Source organism: Pedobacter sp. HMWF019 (genome assembly GCF_003061025.1).
Lineage (GTDB): Bacteria > Bacteroidota > Bacteroidia > Sphingobacteriales > Sphingobacteriaceae > Pedobacter.
In genome coordinates, this window is record NZ_QAIL01000617.1 from 1 (window position 1) to 15,427 (window position 15,427).

Genomic DNA, 15,427 nt, shown 5'->3' on the forward strand with positions numbered 1-15,427 from the left:
GTAGTGGTATTAATTGGTATCTATATCTGGTACCAAAATGTATATTTAAAAGGTAGGGCTGAAGAAGCAACTGCAAAAATGTACAAAGCTGAGCAATATTTAGGTGTGGATTCTTTAGCCAATAAAGCCATTAACGGCGAAGGTGGTTATCCAGGTTTTGAACAAATTGCCAATGAATATGCCAATACAAAATCTGCCAATCTGGCCAATCTTTATTTAGGCGGTATTTATCTACGTAAAGGTGAGTATAAAAAAGCGACTGAAGCTTTGGGTAAATATTCTGAAACCGGAAGTCCGGTAGCAGATCCTCTTGCTCTTGGTTTACTGGGCGATGCATACAGCGAGTTGAAAGATTACAAGCAAGCAGCAACTTATTATAAAAAAGCAGCTGATAAAGCGAGTAACAAATTCACTTCACCAATGTTCCTTAAAAAATTAGGTCTGGTAAATGAGCAACTGAAAGATTTCAAAGGCGCTGAAGAAGCTTACACAAAGATCAAAACAGAATATCCTGCAAGCCAGGAAGCTGCAATGATTGACGAATACATTGCCCGTGCTGGTGCCCAGGCAAAATAAGACAAAAAGATTAAATTATTTTTACAAAGGCTAACCTGAAAGGTTGGCCTTTTTTTGTGGGCAATCCTTATCTTTGTATCATGGCTACACAACTTAAAAACCTTTCGGATTTTTCCCACACCACTGTTCCTGATGGTAAACCTTATAAATTTGCTATTGCCGTAGCAGAATGGAATGCAGAAGTAACCGGTGCTTTATACAATGGAGCATTAGAAACTTTAAAAAAACACGGTGTTAAAGAAAAAAATATTCTTTCTGTAGCAGTTCCGGGAAGTTTTGAGCTGACAGGAGCTGCAGAGATCCTGTTAAAGAAACACCCCCACCTGGATGCAGTAATTTGCCTTGGCTGTGTGATCCAGGGGGAGACCAAACATTTTGATTTTATTTGCGATGCTGTAGCCAACGGCTTAACAAATATTGGAATTAAACATGCCAAACCTGTCATTTTTGGTATACTGACTACAAATGACCAGCAACAAGCTATAGATCGCTCTGGTGGTAAACATGGTAATAAAGGAGATGAGGCAGCCATCACAGCGATAAAAATGGCTCACCTGGCTAACAGCCTGTAAACTAAAATTGATTATTTTTACGAAAAGCTGTAGCTTAGTAAATAAATCTGTCAAAAAATGAAGAAAGTAGCGATCTTACTCTTGGGTGTTCTTTTTGCAACAGCTGTTCTGCAGGCCTGTTCCAATCGTGTATGCCCGGCTTATAGTTCTTATCCGGAAGGCCGTAAAAGGAGAGGATAGGTCTCTTTAATTGATTTTAAAACGATATAGATGCAGTGGACAAATATAACTGATGGCACTCAAATCAGTGAGATACAAAAACAAACCGGTTACAGCCTGATTTTTAAACACAGTACAAGATGCTCTGTGAGTATGATGGCCAAAAGAAGGTTTGAGATGGATTGGGATGCCTTACCTGAAGGTACAGCACTTTACTTTTTAGATTTGATCAGCTATCGCGACATTTCTGCGCAGATAGCTGAAACTTTTCAGGTTCACCATGAATCTCCGCAGATCCTGCTGATCAAAGACGGAGATTGTATTCTGGATGCTTCTCACGGAGATATTTCTGCCGAAGAAGTAGCCGAGGTGATTAATAATTAAAAGTTACCGTTTTTTTCAGGTCAGGGTGCAGGCTTTGCGCCACAGGACAGGTATGAGCAGATCTTTCAATGATCTTCTTGTCTTTGTCTGAATAGTTGTTTGCCGGAAACTGGAAGTCTACCACAATTTCAGTTACCCTTCTTGGGTTCTCAGCCATAATTTTGGTGATCTCGCAAGTGGCTCCATCTATATTAAAACCGTGTTCCTGGGCAGCGATACCAACGATGGTGAGCATGCAGTTTCCTAAAGAAGTTGCCAAAAGATCGGTTGGAGAAAAAGCCTCCCCTTTTCCTTTATTGTCTACAGGGGCATCAGTAATGATTTCATTTCCTGAACGTAAATGTACGGATGTGGTTCTCAAACCACCATTATAAGTTATTTTTGAAGTTGCCATAGGGTAAATTTAGACATTTTACAACATTACACCCAGCAAACATTTCATATTTATAACAATTCAATCCTATTGCTTAACTTTGTCCCATGATCGAACTACCGGTTGTTTCAGCAAACCAAACACAGCGTAAACCAGACTGGCTTAGAGTTAAGCTGCCTGTAGGTAAAGAGTATGCGCAAGTCCGCAGCTTAGTTGATACCCATAAACTCCATACCATCTGTGAAAGTGGCAATTGCCCGAATATGGGCGAGTGCTGGGGTGCAGGTACTGCTACCTTTATGATTTTGGGCAATATTTGTACGCGTTCCTGCTCTTTCTGTGCCGTGGCTACCGGAAGACCACTTGCTGTAGACACAGATGAGCCAAATCGCGTAGCAAATTCAGTAAAGCTGATGCAGGTAAAACATTGCGTAATTACCTCGGTAGACCGCGATGACCTGAAAGATGGAGGTTCTATCATTTGGGCTGAAACCTTACAAGCCATTCGCAGGGAAAGCCCTGAAACCACACTGGAAACTTTAATTCCTGATTTCAGGGGAATATGGGACAACCTGTACCGTGTACTGGAGGAAAGACCGGAAGTTGTTTCGCACAATATGGAAACCGTAAAAAGGTTAACAAGACAGGTGAGGATACAAGCTAAATATGACAGAAGTCTGGAGTGTTTAAAAAGAATATCCGAGTTTGGGGTCAGAACAAAAACAGGCATCATGCTTGGCCTTGGCGAAACCGAAGAGGATGTTTTTGAAGCAATGGATGATCTGGTTGCCAATGGGGTCCATATCCTGACTCTTGGCCAATATTTACAGCCTACTAAAAATCACCATCCCGTTGTAGACTGGATCCACCCGGACCAATTTGCAAAATACAAAGAAATTGGTTTAGCCAAAGGTTTAAGATATGTAGAAAGCGGCCCGCTGGTACGGTCTTCTTACCATGCAGAAAAACACTTGTTTGATTTCTGAGTTTAGTTTTTAAACTCCAAAACAAATAATATTTTCTTCTTGTTATAGAATCACTATATTAGTAACCGTTTGGCACCCTCAAAGAAAATATCATTGTCTGAAGAAGATTTGGTTCTTGCTCTTAAAAGCAGGGAAACCATCGCTATACAGGCACTTTATGACATGTATTCCGGCGCTTTGCTTGGAGTTATCTCCAGAATTGTTCCCCAGCAGGAAATTGCGGAAGATCTTTTACAGGAAACTTTTGTAAAAATATGGAATTCTGCAGAGCAATATGATGCCTCAAAAGGGCGTTTGTTTACCTGGATGATGAATATTGCCCGCAATCTGGCTATTGATAAGGTAAGGTCTAAAGACTTTAGGAACACCAGCAAAAACCAAGATATAGAAAATAACGTAGATTTCATCGACGCGCAATCAAGAGTGACCTTTAATGCAGATATCCTGGGTTTAAAAGATCTGGTTACCGCATTAAAACCTGAATTTAAACTTGTCTTGGACATGGTCTATTTTAGGGGGTATACTCATGTTGAGGCGGCAGAGGAATTGGATTTACCATTAGGGACGGTGAAGACCCGGATCAGAATGGCGATCATGGAGTTAAGAAAGAATTTTAATTAAAGTGGAAGAGGTTAGAGCATATATAGAATCAGGTATACTTGAACTTTACGTTCTCGGTCAGCTATCGGCTGAAGAGCAACGCGAAGTGGAAGATATGGCCGCAAAATACGCTCAGATCAAAGAGGAGATTACAGCTATAGAAATTGCAATGGAAACTTATGCAATAAGTAATGCTGTTCTTCCTTCCGAAGGCCTCGATTTAAAGATTTTATCGGCTATTGAATCGCTGAAAGCACCTGAAGAAATACCTTCCCCGCCATCAGCAATAACAGAGAAAACAGTTACTAAATCTGTTCAGACACCTCTGTATCCTAAGGCAAATGATTCCAGAATCAGATCTTTAAAAATAGCTCTGGCAGCTTGTGCAGCCTTATTACTGATCAGTTTAGTCGCTTTATATTCTGCTCACCATGAACTCAGTAAAGTACAAAATCAAATCCTGGCTTTGAACAGACAAAACCAAAGCTTTGCAGCTACGGTGAGTTATATGAAACAAAATACAGCAGACCTGCAAAAATTAGCGGATATGCCTGCTGATCCAAACTGGAAAACAGTAAAGCTTGCTGGTACAAAAATGGACCCTGCAGCCAAAATGGTCGTTTATTGGCATACTACCGGTAAGCATGTCATGGTAGACAATTCTAAAATGGCCTTACCTGCTAATGATCAGAGCCACCAGTACCAGCTTTGGGCACTGGTTAACGGTAAACCTGTAGATCTTGGGGTTTTTGATGTAAAACCAGACACTGCACATATTCTGATCAATATGAAGGAGATCAGTGGTGCACAAGCCTTTGCAGTTACATTGGAAAAACGAGGCGGAAGCGTAAGTCCAACTATGAATCAAATGATTGTGATGGGCGGGGTTTCTATTTAAAGCTTGCTTTTTTAACAACTGCGGGCAAATGTTCAGCCACCTGTGATGCAGTGACATTAAACTCGTTTTCTGCCAGACTATCTCCCGCAAGCCCATGAAAATAACAGCCTAATACCGCAGCTTCTTCATTGCTGTACCCTTGTGCCCTATAGGCTGCAAGAATCCCGGTCAGCACATCTCCCATTCCTCCCTGAGCCATAGCCGGGTTACCAGTTGTATTGATGAATATTTTTCCTTGTTCGTTAACCACAAATGTATATTGATTCTTTAACAGGATTAGGCAATTCAGTTCTTTTGCTTTTTTAACTGCAGTATTTAAACGTTCAAACCAGGTACGGTGCTCACCAAAAAGACGATCAAACTCCTTCATATGCGGGGTGAGTATGCTGCCTGAAGGAATTTCAGGAATCCATTCCCGGTGTAAAGCTAAAAGGTTTAAGGCATCCGCATCAATAATCAGTGCCTTTTGTTGCTTAAGCAGATGGATCAGTAATTCAAGGCTGGCCGCAACTGTGGATAAGCCCGGTCCAATCGCAATGGACTGATAGTCTTTCAGTTCCGAATCTTTGGCAGCAGTCTTTCTATCCAGATACATAATTTCAGGCAGGCAGGTATTCAACGCCGTTAAGCCACTTTCAGGTATAGATAGGGTAGTAAGACCTGCGCCAGCATAAAGGCATCCTTTAGCGCTTAAAATGGCAGCTCCCATGGTCTGTTCCGCGCCTGCGAGGATCAGGGCATGCCCGTAAGTTCCCTTATGACTGAACAATTGCCTTGATTTAAAGATTTTTCTAATCGCCGATGGCTTTACCAATTGAAAGGACAGCTGGTCTTTTAAACTTCCTGGTGCAGATCTGTCTGGCAGGTAATTGTTCAGGTCATTTTTCATATCAAGCTTCCATTTCCTTTTTAAGAAATTTCCCGGTTAAGCTGATCGGGTTTTGAATGAGTCCTTCAGGGGTCCCTTCAAAAATAATCTTTCCTCCGCCAGCACCACCTTCTTCTCCCAGATCAATTACCCAATCTGCTACTTTCACTACGTCCAGGTTGTGTTCAATCACCAATACAGTATTTCCCTTCTCCACCAACTCGTTTAATACACCAAGCAGTACGTTAATATCTTCAAAGTGAAGACCTGTTGTTGGTTCATCCAGGATATAGAAAGTTCTTCCGGTATCTTTTTTAGACAATTCGGTAGCGAGTTTAACCCGTTGTGCTTCTCCCCCGGACAGGGTTGTTGAAGACTGACCAAGTGTAATATAACCTAAGCCGACGTCTTTAAGTGTTTTGATTTTACGATAAATGGCCGGCATGTTCTCGAAAAAGTCACAGGCCTCTTCAATACTCATGTCGAGCACATCGCTGATGGATTTTCCACGGTAACGGACTTCCAATGTTTCCCGGTTGTATCTTCTGCCGCCACATTCTTCGCAAGGAACCTGTACATCCGGAAGAAAGTTCATTTCAATCACCTTCATTCCCGCACCCTGACAGGTTTCGCAACGGCCGCCTTTCACATTGAAAGAGAAACGTCCAGGCTTATATCCCCGGATCTTCGCCTCCGGCAATTGAACATAAAGATTCCTGATGTCGGAAAATACTCCTGTATAAGTAGATGGATTGGACCGCGGCGTTCTTCCAATTGGCGCCTGGTCTATTTCTATTACTTTATCTATTTCCTTTAATCCATTAATCTTTTCATAAGGAAGGGGATGTTTCTTAGCCCTGAAAAAGTGATGATTTAGAATCGGATATAAAGTTTCTGTAATTAAACTGGATTTACCACTTCCAGATACGCCGGTAACGGCAATAAATTTACCTAATGGAAAATCTACAGATACATCTTTTAAATTATGCCCGCTGGCTTTGATAATGGATAATTTATGTCCGGTTCCTTTTCTGCGTTTTTTGGGCACCTCTATTTTCTTTTGTCCGTTGAGGTAAGCAGCAGTCAGGGTATTGGACTTTAGAATCTGCTCAGGAGTTCCTTGTGCAACGATCTGACCTCCTCTGACTCCTGCAGCCGGGCCAACATCAATCACATGATCGGCTTCCAGAATCATGTCTTTATCATGTTCCACAACCAATACGGTATTCCCCAGGTCCCGCAGGTTTTTCAAGGCATGGATCAAACGTTCATTATCCCTCTGATGCAAGCCAATACTTGGTTCATCAAGAATATACATTACATTCATTAGCTGCGAGCCAATCTGCGTTGCCAGGCGTATCCGCTGGGCTTCTCCTCCAGACAAGGTACGTGCAGTTCTGTCCAGGGAAAGATAATTCAGCCCTACATCACTCAAAAAACCAAGCCTGGCTCGGATTTCTTTCAGAATTTCTTTGGCGATGGTATTTTGTCTTTCGCTTAAACGGTCTTCAAGATCAGTATACCAGTTTTTGATACTGCTAATGTCCATTTCTGAGACTTCAAAAATGTTTTTTCCATCAATCTTAAAATGCAGGCTCTCTTTCTTCAAACGTGCTCCGTTACATACCGGACAAGTCTTTAGTTTACGGAAGGCTTCCATATCGTCTACGGCCCCTTCTCCTTTTCGCTCCTGTTGTTCTTCCAGTAATTTGATCACCCCGTCAAAAGTGATCTGGTAATTTTGCACATTCCATTTATTATATTCAACTGCAACAGACAGCAACTCATGTGTACCGTTCAGAATGATGTTTATAATATCTTCACCCAGTTTTTCTATGGGCGCTGAAAGCGAGAAATTATATTTTTTGGCCAGCGCCTTTAGCACCTGGAACATCCAGATGTCCCGGTATTCGCCCAAAGGGGCAAGACCTCCATTTAGAATGCTAAGTTTAGGATTAGGGATAACCGATTCCCTGTCTACAACAAAAATGTAGCCCAATCCGTCACAGCGTTCGCAGGCACCATAAGGTGAGTTAAATGAAAAACTGTTGGGCTGAGGTTCATCGTAGGAAATCCCCGTAGTAGGGCACATAAGATAGCGGCTGAAATGAGAGACATTGTTGTCTTTATCACTGATTTTGATAATCCCCTTACCAGCTTTCATTGCTGTTTGCAGAGAATCCAATAAGCGTTTTTTATCCTCACGGTCTATGATCAACCTGTCTATAACAATCTCGATATCATGGATCTTATAGCGGTCCACCTGCATTTTTGGACTAAGGTCCTGGATTTCTCCGTCTATGCGTACTTTCACATAGCCTTGTTTCCGGATTTGCTCAAACAATTCCCGATAGTGCCCTTTACGCCCTTTGACCACTGGTGCCAGGATATTAACCGGCATTTGATCGTATTTTTTAAAGATATTCTCCACGATCTGATCTTCACTCATACGTTCCATCTTTTCTCCGGTGTTGTAAGAGAAAGCGTCTGCAACACGTGCATACAACAAACGCATGAAATCGTAGATCTCGGTAATGGTACCTACAGTGGAGCGGGGATTTTTACTTGTTGTTTTTTGTTCTATGGCAATAACCGGGCTGAGACCAGATACTTTATCTACATCAGGTCTTTCCATTCCACCCATAAATTGCCGGGAATAGGCACTGAAGGTTTCCATATAGCGGCGCTGGCCTTCAGCATAGATGGTATCAAATGCCAGCGAGGACTTTCCGCTCCCACTTAAACCGGTAATAACAACCAGTTTATTTCTAGGGAAGGAGATATCAATATTTTTAAGATTATGTACCCTGGCGCCATATACTTCTACATCTTTTTGCTCACCCAGGTCAACGGTATTTTTACTCATATATATATCTAAAACTGCTAAAGGATTTTTCGTTAAGAAGACAGCAAATTTTCAGCCACAAAATTGCTAAAAATTTTATCAAAAGGGAAGTTTTTGAACTGATTTACAATTGCCTTTAAAATATGGCTTTAAACTGTCAAAAATCCTTTGGCCAGATCTTTTCATCTCAGCTCCGGGAATAAAAAAAGCCGGAATAAATTCCGGCTTTACCCAATTGCATGTCTTTTTGTCTTATTTTACTCGGCATTCATAGCCAGCAGTGCTCGAGGAGCTCTGTAGCCATAACGTGCTGGATCTTCCATAATTTCTTTCATGGAAATCAATTTGTACACATAACCTGCGGTTTCGCGGTTCAGTTTCATCTTGAAATAATTATCCTGATTTTGTTTGTTCATCTGCTTTTTCATGTGGTTATCACCAACATTATATGCGGCAGCAACCATGGTCCAGTTTCCGAATACGCCATAAAGTTCTTTGATGTATTTACAGGCGGCGATGGTAGATTTCCGTAAATTTTTACGTTCATCTACCTGGGAGTTTACTTTTAATCCATAGGTACGTGCCGTGCCTGGCATAAATTGCCAAAAACCTGCTGCACCTTTTGGAGAAACACCCTCCTTTAATCCGGACTCTACCAGGGGAACGTATTTAAAATCGTTTGGAATACCAAAATCTTCTAAAATGGGTTCAATAATAGGAAACCATTCTACCGCTTTCCGGTGTAGACGATTGGTTTGTAAATTTGCGTAAGAGAAAGTTGCCAATGTGCTCTTCATCTTTTTCTCTACCCGGGCATCTCCCTCAGGAAGGGCCTCATCTGCAAAATTTAAACTGGCCTTTTCTGATTCAGGCTCTTCTTTTTTAAGTGTTGTATTTTTTGTTGTTGTTTCTTCTTTTGAAAGACTTTTTGCTGCTTGGGGCATGTGGTAAGCAAACACTTTTGCCATAACCAATAATGTTAAAATTATCGTACATGTTATTATGTGTTTCTTTATCATTTTCCTCCTTTTTTTGGTTAATAATATAAAACGGCTGCAAACATACGGTATATTTATCTAATTATCAAGCTATTACAAAACAACCTTCAAAAATCGATGTTTAAACATCCCTCAGCACCGATTTTAATATTTAAATGACAGAGTCAGGTTTAGCCACAAAAAAGTGCCCAAAAACGTTTAATTTTTCATCCATATAATTCGGAAAAAGGAAGGATATCCAACAATAAAAGAACCTTAGACCGCAAGGTCAGCAGGCTTGAAATTATGGAAAGTTAAGGAGGTGATTAAGAGCAATATTACAGGAATCAAAAGGAAGGATTAATGCGCCCGGATCCCTGCAAATAAAACGTAAAATTGCGGTGCACAGACACTTAAAATTGTAAATATAACCAATTTTACCTAAGTTTGTACCCCGCATATTTTATGTGGTTAATAGCGTATCATGATCAAAAACAACAACAGGAACAGTCGGGATGACAAGTCCAAGCCGGGAAACCGAAGCACAGCTGGAAAGAGCAGAAGTGGAGAAGAAAGTACTTACAAGGGCAAGAGCAAATTCGGAGACAAAGACAGTAAGGAAGGAAAAGGAGATTTTAAACCAAGAACACCAAGAGAGGGTGATTCTAAATCCTTCAGGCCGGGAGCGCGCCGAGAAGGAGATTTTAATTCAAAAGCAACACGTGATGGAGACAGCAAATCTTTCAGATCGAAAGATGGCGGATCCAAAGGGTTCTCTGGAAGAATGACGGGTGATAAAGATTTCAAACCCAGAACTTCGAGAGATGGCGATAGTCGCTCTTTTAAACCAAGAGAGGGAGACAACAAATCTTTTAAACCGAGAACGGGTGACGACAAGGAATCCAAAGGAAGAGGTTATATTAAGAAAGACAGCTTCAGCAAAGAGGAAAAACCTTACCGTAAATTTGACGACAAGAAAAGTCAGAGTCCAAGGAGCACAGACAGCCGCCCTTTTAGAAAAAGAGAAGATGAAGGTGGTGCAAGACCGAATTTCAGGTCTAATCCTGCAGACCGTGGTGAAAAACAATCTGTTCTTCGCGGAAGAAAAACACCAGTAGTCAAAGATGACGGCCTGATCCGTTTGAACCGTTATATTGCAAATTCAGGAATATGTTCCCGCCGTAAGGCAGATGAACTGATTGCAGCAGGTGTAGTAACAGTGAACAATGAAGTGGTTTCTGAACTGGGCCATAAAGTAGATCCTGCAAAAGATGCAATCCGTTACAACGGAGAATTGCTAAAACGCGAAAAAAGGGTTTATGTATTGCTGAACAAACCAAAAGACTATATTACAACAACAGACGATCCTCAGGAAAGACGTACAGTGATGCAACTGGTAGAAAAAGCCAGCAGAGAACGCATCTATCCTGTTGGACGTTTAGATAGAAATACAACGGGTTTATTGCTGATGACCAATGATGGTGATCTTGCAGATAAACTTGCCCATCCTAAAAACGGCATTACCAAGATCTATCATGTAGAACTAAGCCGGGCCTTAAGTCAGGGAGATCTGAACAAAATTCAGTTTGGATTGGAACTGGAGGATGGAATTATAAAACCAGACAGTGTATCTTACGTTGCCGGTGGTAGTAAGCGTGAAGTTGGTATCCAGATTCACAGCGGAAAGAACAGAATTGTTCGCCGGATTTTTGAACACCTGGGTTACGATGTGGTAAAACTGGATCGCGTGGTTTACGGGAACCTGACCAAGAAAGATCTTCCACGCGGAAGATGGCGTTACCTGGAAGAGCATGAGCTGATCCAAATCAAACACCTGATCAAATAATTTAAATTATAATCTATGAAAAAGATCCTTTCCCTGTTGTCTGTACTTTTGTTCACTTTTCATGTCCAGGCTCAAAAAGCAAACTACAACCTTTTGGTTGGAACATATACAAATACAGCAGGCAAGAGTGAGGGGATCTATACTTATAATTTTCATACATTTAGCGGAACAACCCGACTTAAAAGTGTTACTAAGGGCATTGCAAATCCCAGCTACCTCACGGTTGCCCCAGACAGAAAGTTTGTATACAGCGTAAATGAAACCGGAGCAACCAGTACAGTAAGTGCCTTTAGTTTCAATTCTTATTCTGGTAAACTCACTTTCTTAAACAAGCAGGATAGCCATGGTGCAGATCCATGCTATATTACCGCTGACAATAAAAATGTAGTGGTTGCCAATTATAGTGGGGGAAGCCTCGCTGTATTTGGAAGAAATGCAGATGGTACTTTAACCGGGCCGAAGCAAATTATACAACATACAGGTAAAAGCATAGATCCTGAAAAAAGACAGGAAAGTGCCCATGTTCATATGGTTCAGTTTACGCCTGATAAAAAATACCTGATCTGCAATGATCTGGGCGAAGATCAGATCTATGTATACCGTTATAATCCAGCTTCTAAAGATGGTTTGTTAAGCATTAAAACCGTATTGAAGACCAATGCAGGAAGTGGCCCAAGACATTTAACCTTTAGTCCAAACGGAAGATTTGCTTACCTGACACATGAATTTAATGGCAGCATTACCGCATTTGTATACAGCAACGGAAATCTGAACAAGATTCAGGAAATAGGCACAACAGATCCTGAATTTAAGGGTAGAGTTGACGGTGCGGATATCCATGTATCGCCTGATGGCAAGTTTTTATACCAGAGCAACCGTGGGGATGCCAACAGCATTTCTGTTTTTTCTATTTTGTCTACTGGAAAACTGAATTTTGTTTCCAGGATCAGTACAGAAGGTAAGGGGCCCCGCAACTTTGCTATAGATCCAAGTGGTAATTACTTATTGGTTGGTCATCAATACACCAATAACATTGTTATTTTTAAAAGGAATAAAGCAACAGGAGAACTTAAAGATACGGGTAAACGTATTGAAGTAGGCTCACCGGTTTGCCTGGTGTTTACACCAATAAACTAATTCTGTTCTTATAAAGAAGAAGGCCGGTTCAATTGAACCGGCCTTCTTCTTTATAAGAATTCATAAGAGGTTATTTACAAAACAACCGGCCTGTGCTGCTTTTCTATAATGGCGTTGTAATAATCTATATATATCGGCAAGATCTTTTTCAAATCAAAGTCCTGGGCCCGTCTAAAAGCATTTTCTTTAAACTGGTTCAGCACGGTATCATTTTCCAGGATCTTGATGGCATTGGCAGCCATATCTTCCACATCGCCAACATTGCTCATATACCCACAGAAACCATCCACATTAAGCTCCGGTAAACCTCCAGAGTTAGAGGTAATGATAGGCACTTTGCAGGCCATCGCTTCCAAAGCGGCCAGTCCAAAGCTTTCAGATTCTGAAGGCATCAGGAAGAGGTCAGATACAGAAAGGATTTCTTCTACAGCATCTTGCTTGCCCAGGAAACGAACATGGTCACAAATCCCCAGATTCCTGCACAATTGTTCATTATAAACGCGTTCAGGACCATCTCCAACCATCAATAATTTTGACGGGATCTTTTCCTGGATCTTTTGAAACATGAGAATCACATCTCCCGTTCTTTTTACCTTTCTGAAATTGGAGGTATGAATCAGGATACGCTCATTATTTGGAGCAATAGCCTTCTTAAAATGATCTTTTGGTTTTAAACTGAACCGTTCAAAATCTATGAAATTCGGAATTACCTTAATTTCACCCGTGATATCAAAGTGTTTCAGTGTATCCTCCTTTAAATCCTGCGAAACAGTTGTAATGCCATCCGATTGATTAATGGAAAAGGTAACTACTGGCTTATAGGTTGGATCTTTACCAACTAGTGTGATATCTGTACCATGAAGCGTAGTTACAAATGGAATATTGATTCCATAGGTAGCCAGAATCTGCTTGGCCATAAAGGCGGCAGAAGCATGCGGTATGGCGTAATGCACATGCAGAATATCCAGTTTCTCAAACCTGACCACATCTACCAGCTTACTTGCCAGTGCGGATTCATACGGTGCATAGTCAAATAAAGGATAATCCCTTACAGATACCTCATGATAAAATAAATTGGCAGAGAAAAAATCTAAGCGGGCGGGCTGGCTGTAGGTAATGAAGTGAACCTGGTGCCCTTCATCGGCCAGAGCCTTGCCTAGTTCTGTGGCCACGACACCGCTACCGCCAAAAGTTGGGTAACAAACTATACCTATCTTCATTTGTATATAATTGTTTTATTGTTAGCCTTCTGCCCTGCTTTTATCTCTAAAGAAACAGGTACAGAATGGGTTTTGTTTTGAACTGCAAAGTACAGTACTTAAACTGAGCTTTGTGTTAAACAATTGCAATTATTTTGGATAGGTTCAATTATGCTCTCATCTCTTCCTGGATGACCAGATACATTTCGTTGGGCCGTTGCGTACCGATATAATATTCCAGTCCGTCACGGTCTGTGAGCACGATGGCGTCTTTTCCGGAAGAATAAAAACGGATGCTCCCTTTGCGGTGTAAATTATATACAGGGTTATTGAACAGATAATTACTATAGGTATCTTTCCTTACTTTAACTATGCTGTTCAGATCGATCTTTACTTTTTTAGCCGTCCAAAGCCCATCAATAACAATACTTTTATTGTTAATGACTGTTTTATACTGGATGAGAAAAAGCAAAATAATGGAGATACCAATAATACCAAAGCCGACAATCAGGAAAAGATCTTGGGTATTGTCCCGGTCCCTCTCGTAAACATAGGCTGCAAAGCAAAATGCTGCCATCACGAGCCGGATACAGATCCTGATGTAATCCCTGCCTATATATTGCTTCTCCAGAAATGCGTACTTGTTTCCCATTAGCTTATTTTCAATTCGAATATAGCTACTTTTTTTGTAGCAGTGGTTAATTTATATCTATTGTCTTGTCTCATTCCTGCAATCCAGATCAGTTCTCCATTCCCATTCACCAATACAGGGATCTGATCTTTCAGTGGAAGCGGTACTTTTTCATCAATAAAAAAATCACTTACTTTTTTAAATGTTGTCATACCAAGCGGCATAAAACGGTCGCCATGCTCCCATTTTCTAAGGATCAGAGGATAAATGAGCTTTCCCGCATCGGCAAAAGCTTTCAGCTTATCTTTTTCAAAATTGATGTTATACGTATATATGATCTGGATCATCTGGTTTGCCATGGCGACCTTTTGATCATGTGGATGGATCAGAATAGCTTCCTGACCCTTTACTGCTATGTGTTCCGTAATCATCAGATTTCCCCTGTCCAGTGTTGCCCTATGGCTTGTACTGTAAAAAGACCGGCCGCTTTGGTGATCCAGGGATTGTAAAATATCATCTGTCACAGCTTCTGTAAACTGATAGGCTTTCAGTACCTCAAAAAAAAGCAGTCTTTGCGGCACCAGCTTCCTGATGCTTTCCAGGTCGACCAACACCATAGCTCCTTCTGCTCTACAGATTTCCTGTTGAACTTGCAGAACCATTTGTTGTAAGACCATTTCCGTTTCTGCAAAACGCCTGATATTGTGTTCAAAGGTTTCTTCCAGGTTTGGATTGATCGCCTTCAACTGTGGAATAACCTTTTGCCTGATTTTGTTCCTGGCATATTTATCTGAAGCATTAGAACTGTCTTCCACATAGGAGAGATGATTTAGCGCAATTGCTTCATCAATTTCTTCACTGGAAAGGCAAAGCATTGGCCGGATCAGAAAACCTCTTTTAGGCAAAATACCATGAAGTCCGGCAATACCGGTCCCCCGGGTAAGATTAAGTAATACGGTTTCAACAGCATCATTCTGGTGATGTGCCACGGCGATCAGTTGATAATCTTCCTGAACCCTAAGCTTTTCAAACCAAGTATACCTCAGCTCCCTGGCCGCCATCTGTGTCGATATCTTATGTTCTTCAGCATAGGCTTTTGTCTCAAAATGGACTGCATAAAAGGGAACTTCCAGTTCCGCTGCAAGCATTTTTACAAAGGCTTCATCTCTTTGTGACTCCTGTCCGCGTAAATTAAAATTACAGTGGGCAATACCAAAATCACAACCGGAGAGTTTAAACAGATGTGCCATAAGCACAGAGTCTTTTCCTCCGCTAACTGTTAGCAATACTTTTTCATTGCCGGACAGCAGGGAGTTTTGAACGATATAGTCCCGAAATTTTTGCAGAGGAAACATCTTTCAAAAATATTAATTTAT

At 41.1% G+C, this 15,427-nt stretch carries 16 protein-coding genes; 9 read left to right on the plus strand and 7 right to left on the minus strand.

Going from position 1 to position 15,427, the window contains the following annotated elements; all coding sequences use genetic code 11:
- The 4 genes from DBR11_RS29050 to ytxJ form a co-directional block, all read left to right on the plus strand.
- Positions 1 to 576: tetratricopeptide repeat protein (locus tag DBR11_RS29050; protein ID WP_108556011.1), on the plus strand; the 576-nt coding region annotated here is incomplete at its 5' end.
- An 80-nt stretch (positions 577 to 656) separates the two neighbouring features.
- Positions 657 to 1,148 (plus strand): 6,7-dimethyl-8-ribityllumazine synthase, encoded by a 492-nt coding sequence (gene ribH, locus DBR11_RS29055; RefSeq protein WP_108556012.1) that lies wholly within the window; start codon positions 657 to 659, stop codon positions 1,146 to 1,148.
- A 57-nt stretch (positions 1,149 to 1,205) separates the two neighbouring features.
- Positions 1,206 to 1,328 (plus strand): hypothetical protein, encoded by a 123-nt coding sequence (locus DBR11_RS30605; RefSeq protein ID WP_255542896.1) that lies wholly within the window; start codon positions 1,206 to 1,208, stop codon positions 1,326 to 1,328.
- Between the two features lie 30 nt (positions 1,329 to 1,358).
- The gene (gene ytxJ, locus DBR11_RS29060) at positions 1,359 to 1,691 is read left to right on the plus strand and encodes a bacillithiol system redox-active protein YtxJ (protein ID WP_108556013.1); all 333 of its coding nucleotides are present in this window, start codon (positions 1,359 to 1,361) and stop codon (positions 1,689 to 1,691) included.
- Here the strand turns inward: ytxJ and DBR11_RS29065 are convergent.
- Positions 1,681 to 2,085 carry an OsmC family protein gene (locus DBR11_RS29065; RefSeq protein ID WP_108556014.1) on the minus strand — a complete coding sequence of 135 codons (405 nt, stop codon included), beginning with the start codon at positions 2,083 to 2,085 and terminating at the stop codon, positions 1,681 to 1,683. The genes ytxJ and DBR11_RS29065 overlap by 11 nt on opposite strands.
- 86 nt (positions 2,086 to 2,171) lie before the next feature.
- Between DBR11_RS29065 and lipA the strand changes: the two genes are divergently transcribed.
- From lipA to DBR11_RS29080, 3 genes are all read left to right on the plus strand, one after another.
- Positions 2,172 to 3,050 carry a lipoyl synthase gene (lipA, locus tag DBR11_RS29070; protein ID WP_108556015.1) on the plus strand — a complete coding sequence of 293 codons (879 nt, stop codon included), beginning with the start codon at positions 2,172 to 2,174 and terminating at the stop codon, positions 3,048 to 3,050.
- A gap of 69 nt (positions 3,051 to 3,119) precedes the next feature.
- Complete coding sequence (locus DBR11_RS29075) at positions 3,120 to 3,671, plus strand: RNA polymerase sigma factor (RefSeq protein WP_108556016.1); 552 nt, start codon at positions 3,120 to 3,122, stop codon at positions 3,669 to 3,671.
- Position 3,672: 1 nt separating this feature from the next.
- Complete coding sequence (locus tag DBR11_RS29080) at positions 3,673 to 4,548, plus strand: anti-sigma factor domain-containing protein (protein ID WP_108556017.1); 876 nt, start codon at positions 3,673 to 3,675, stop codon at positions 4,546 to 4,548.
- Here the strand turns inward: DBR11_RS29080 and DBR11_RS29085 are convergent.
- The 3 genes from DBR11_RS29085 to DBR11_RS29095 all read right to left on the minus strand — a co-directional run bounded on the left by DBR11_RS29085 (position 4,541) and on the right by DBR11_RS29095 (position 9,229).
- Complete coding sequence (locus DBR11_RS29085; RefSeq protein WP_108556018.1) at positions 4,541 to 5,437, minus strand: NAD(P)H-hydrate dehydratase; 897 nt, start codon at positions 5,435 to 5,437, stop codon at positions 4,541 to 4,543. The two genes, DBR11_RS29080 and DBR11_RS29085, sit on opposite strands and share 8 nt — an antisense overlap.
- A 1-nt stretch (position 5,438) precedes the next feature.
- On the minus strand, positions 5,439 to 8,282 hold the full coding sequence (gene uvrA / locus DBR11_RS29090; protein ID WP_108556019.1) for an excinuclease ABC subunit UvrA: 2,844 nt from the start codon (positions 8,280 to 8,282) through the stop codon (positions 5,439 to 5,441).
- A 236-nt stretch (positions 8,283 to 8,518) separates the two neighbouring features.
- The gene (locus DBR11_RS29095) at positions 8,519 to 9,229 is read right to left on the minus strand and encodes a lytic transglycosylase domain-containing protein (RefSeq protein WP_233260955.1); all 711 of its coding nucleotides are present in this window, start codon (positions 9,227 to 9,229) and stop codon (positions 8,519 to 8,521) included.
- 493 nt (positions 9,230 to 9,722) lie between these two features.
- Between DBR11_RS29095 and DBR11_RS29100 the strand changes: the two genes are divergently transcribed.
- Both DBR11_RS29100 and DBR11_RS29105 read left to right on the plus strand, forming a co-directional pair.
- Entirely contained in the window at positions 9,723 to 11,084 is a 1,362-nt protein-coding gene (locus DBR11_RS29100; RefSeq protein WP_108556020.1) for a pseudouridine synthase, read from the plus strand.
- Positions 11,085 to 11,099: 15 nt separating this feature from the next.
- Entirely contained in the window at positions 11,100 to 12,221 is a 1,122-nt protein-coding gene (locus DBR11_RS29105) for a lactonase family protein (RefSeq protein WP_108556021.1), read from the plus strand.
- Positions 12,222 to 12,295: 74 nt separating this feature from the next.
- Here DBR11_RS29105 and bshA read toward each other — a convergent pair whose 3' ends face one another.
- From bshA to tilS, 3 genes are all read right to left on the minus strand, one after another.
- Positions 12,296 to 13,441, minus strand: a complete 1,146-nt coding sequence (gene bshA / locus DBR11_RS29110; protein WP_108556022.1) for an N-acetyl-alpha-D-glucosaminyl L-malate synthase BshA — start codon at positions 13,439 to 13,441, stop codon at positions 12,296 to 12,298.
- Positions 13,442 to 13,589: 148 nt separating this feature from the next.
- Complete coding sequence (locus DBR11_RS29115; RefSeq protein ID WP_108556023.1) at positions 13,590 to 14,072, minus strand: hypothetical protein; 483 nt, start codon at positions 14,070 to 14,072, stop codon at positions 13,590 to 13,592.
- Positions 14,072 to 15,406 carry a tRNA lysidine(34) synthetase TilS gene (tilS, locus tag DBR11_RS29120; RefSeq protein ID WP_108556024.1) on the minus strand — a complete coding sequence of 445 codons (1,335 nt, stop codon included), beginning with the start codon at positions 15,404 to 15,406 and terminating at the stop codon, positions 14,072 to 14,074. The genes DBR11_RS29115 and tilS overlap by 1 nt, the downstream gene beginning before the upstream one ends.
- Positions 15,407 to 15,427: the final 21 nt, after the last annotated feature.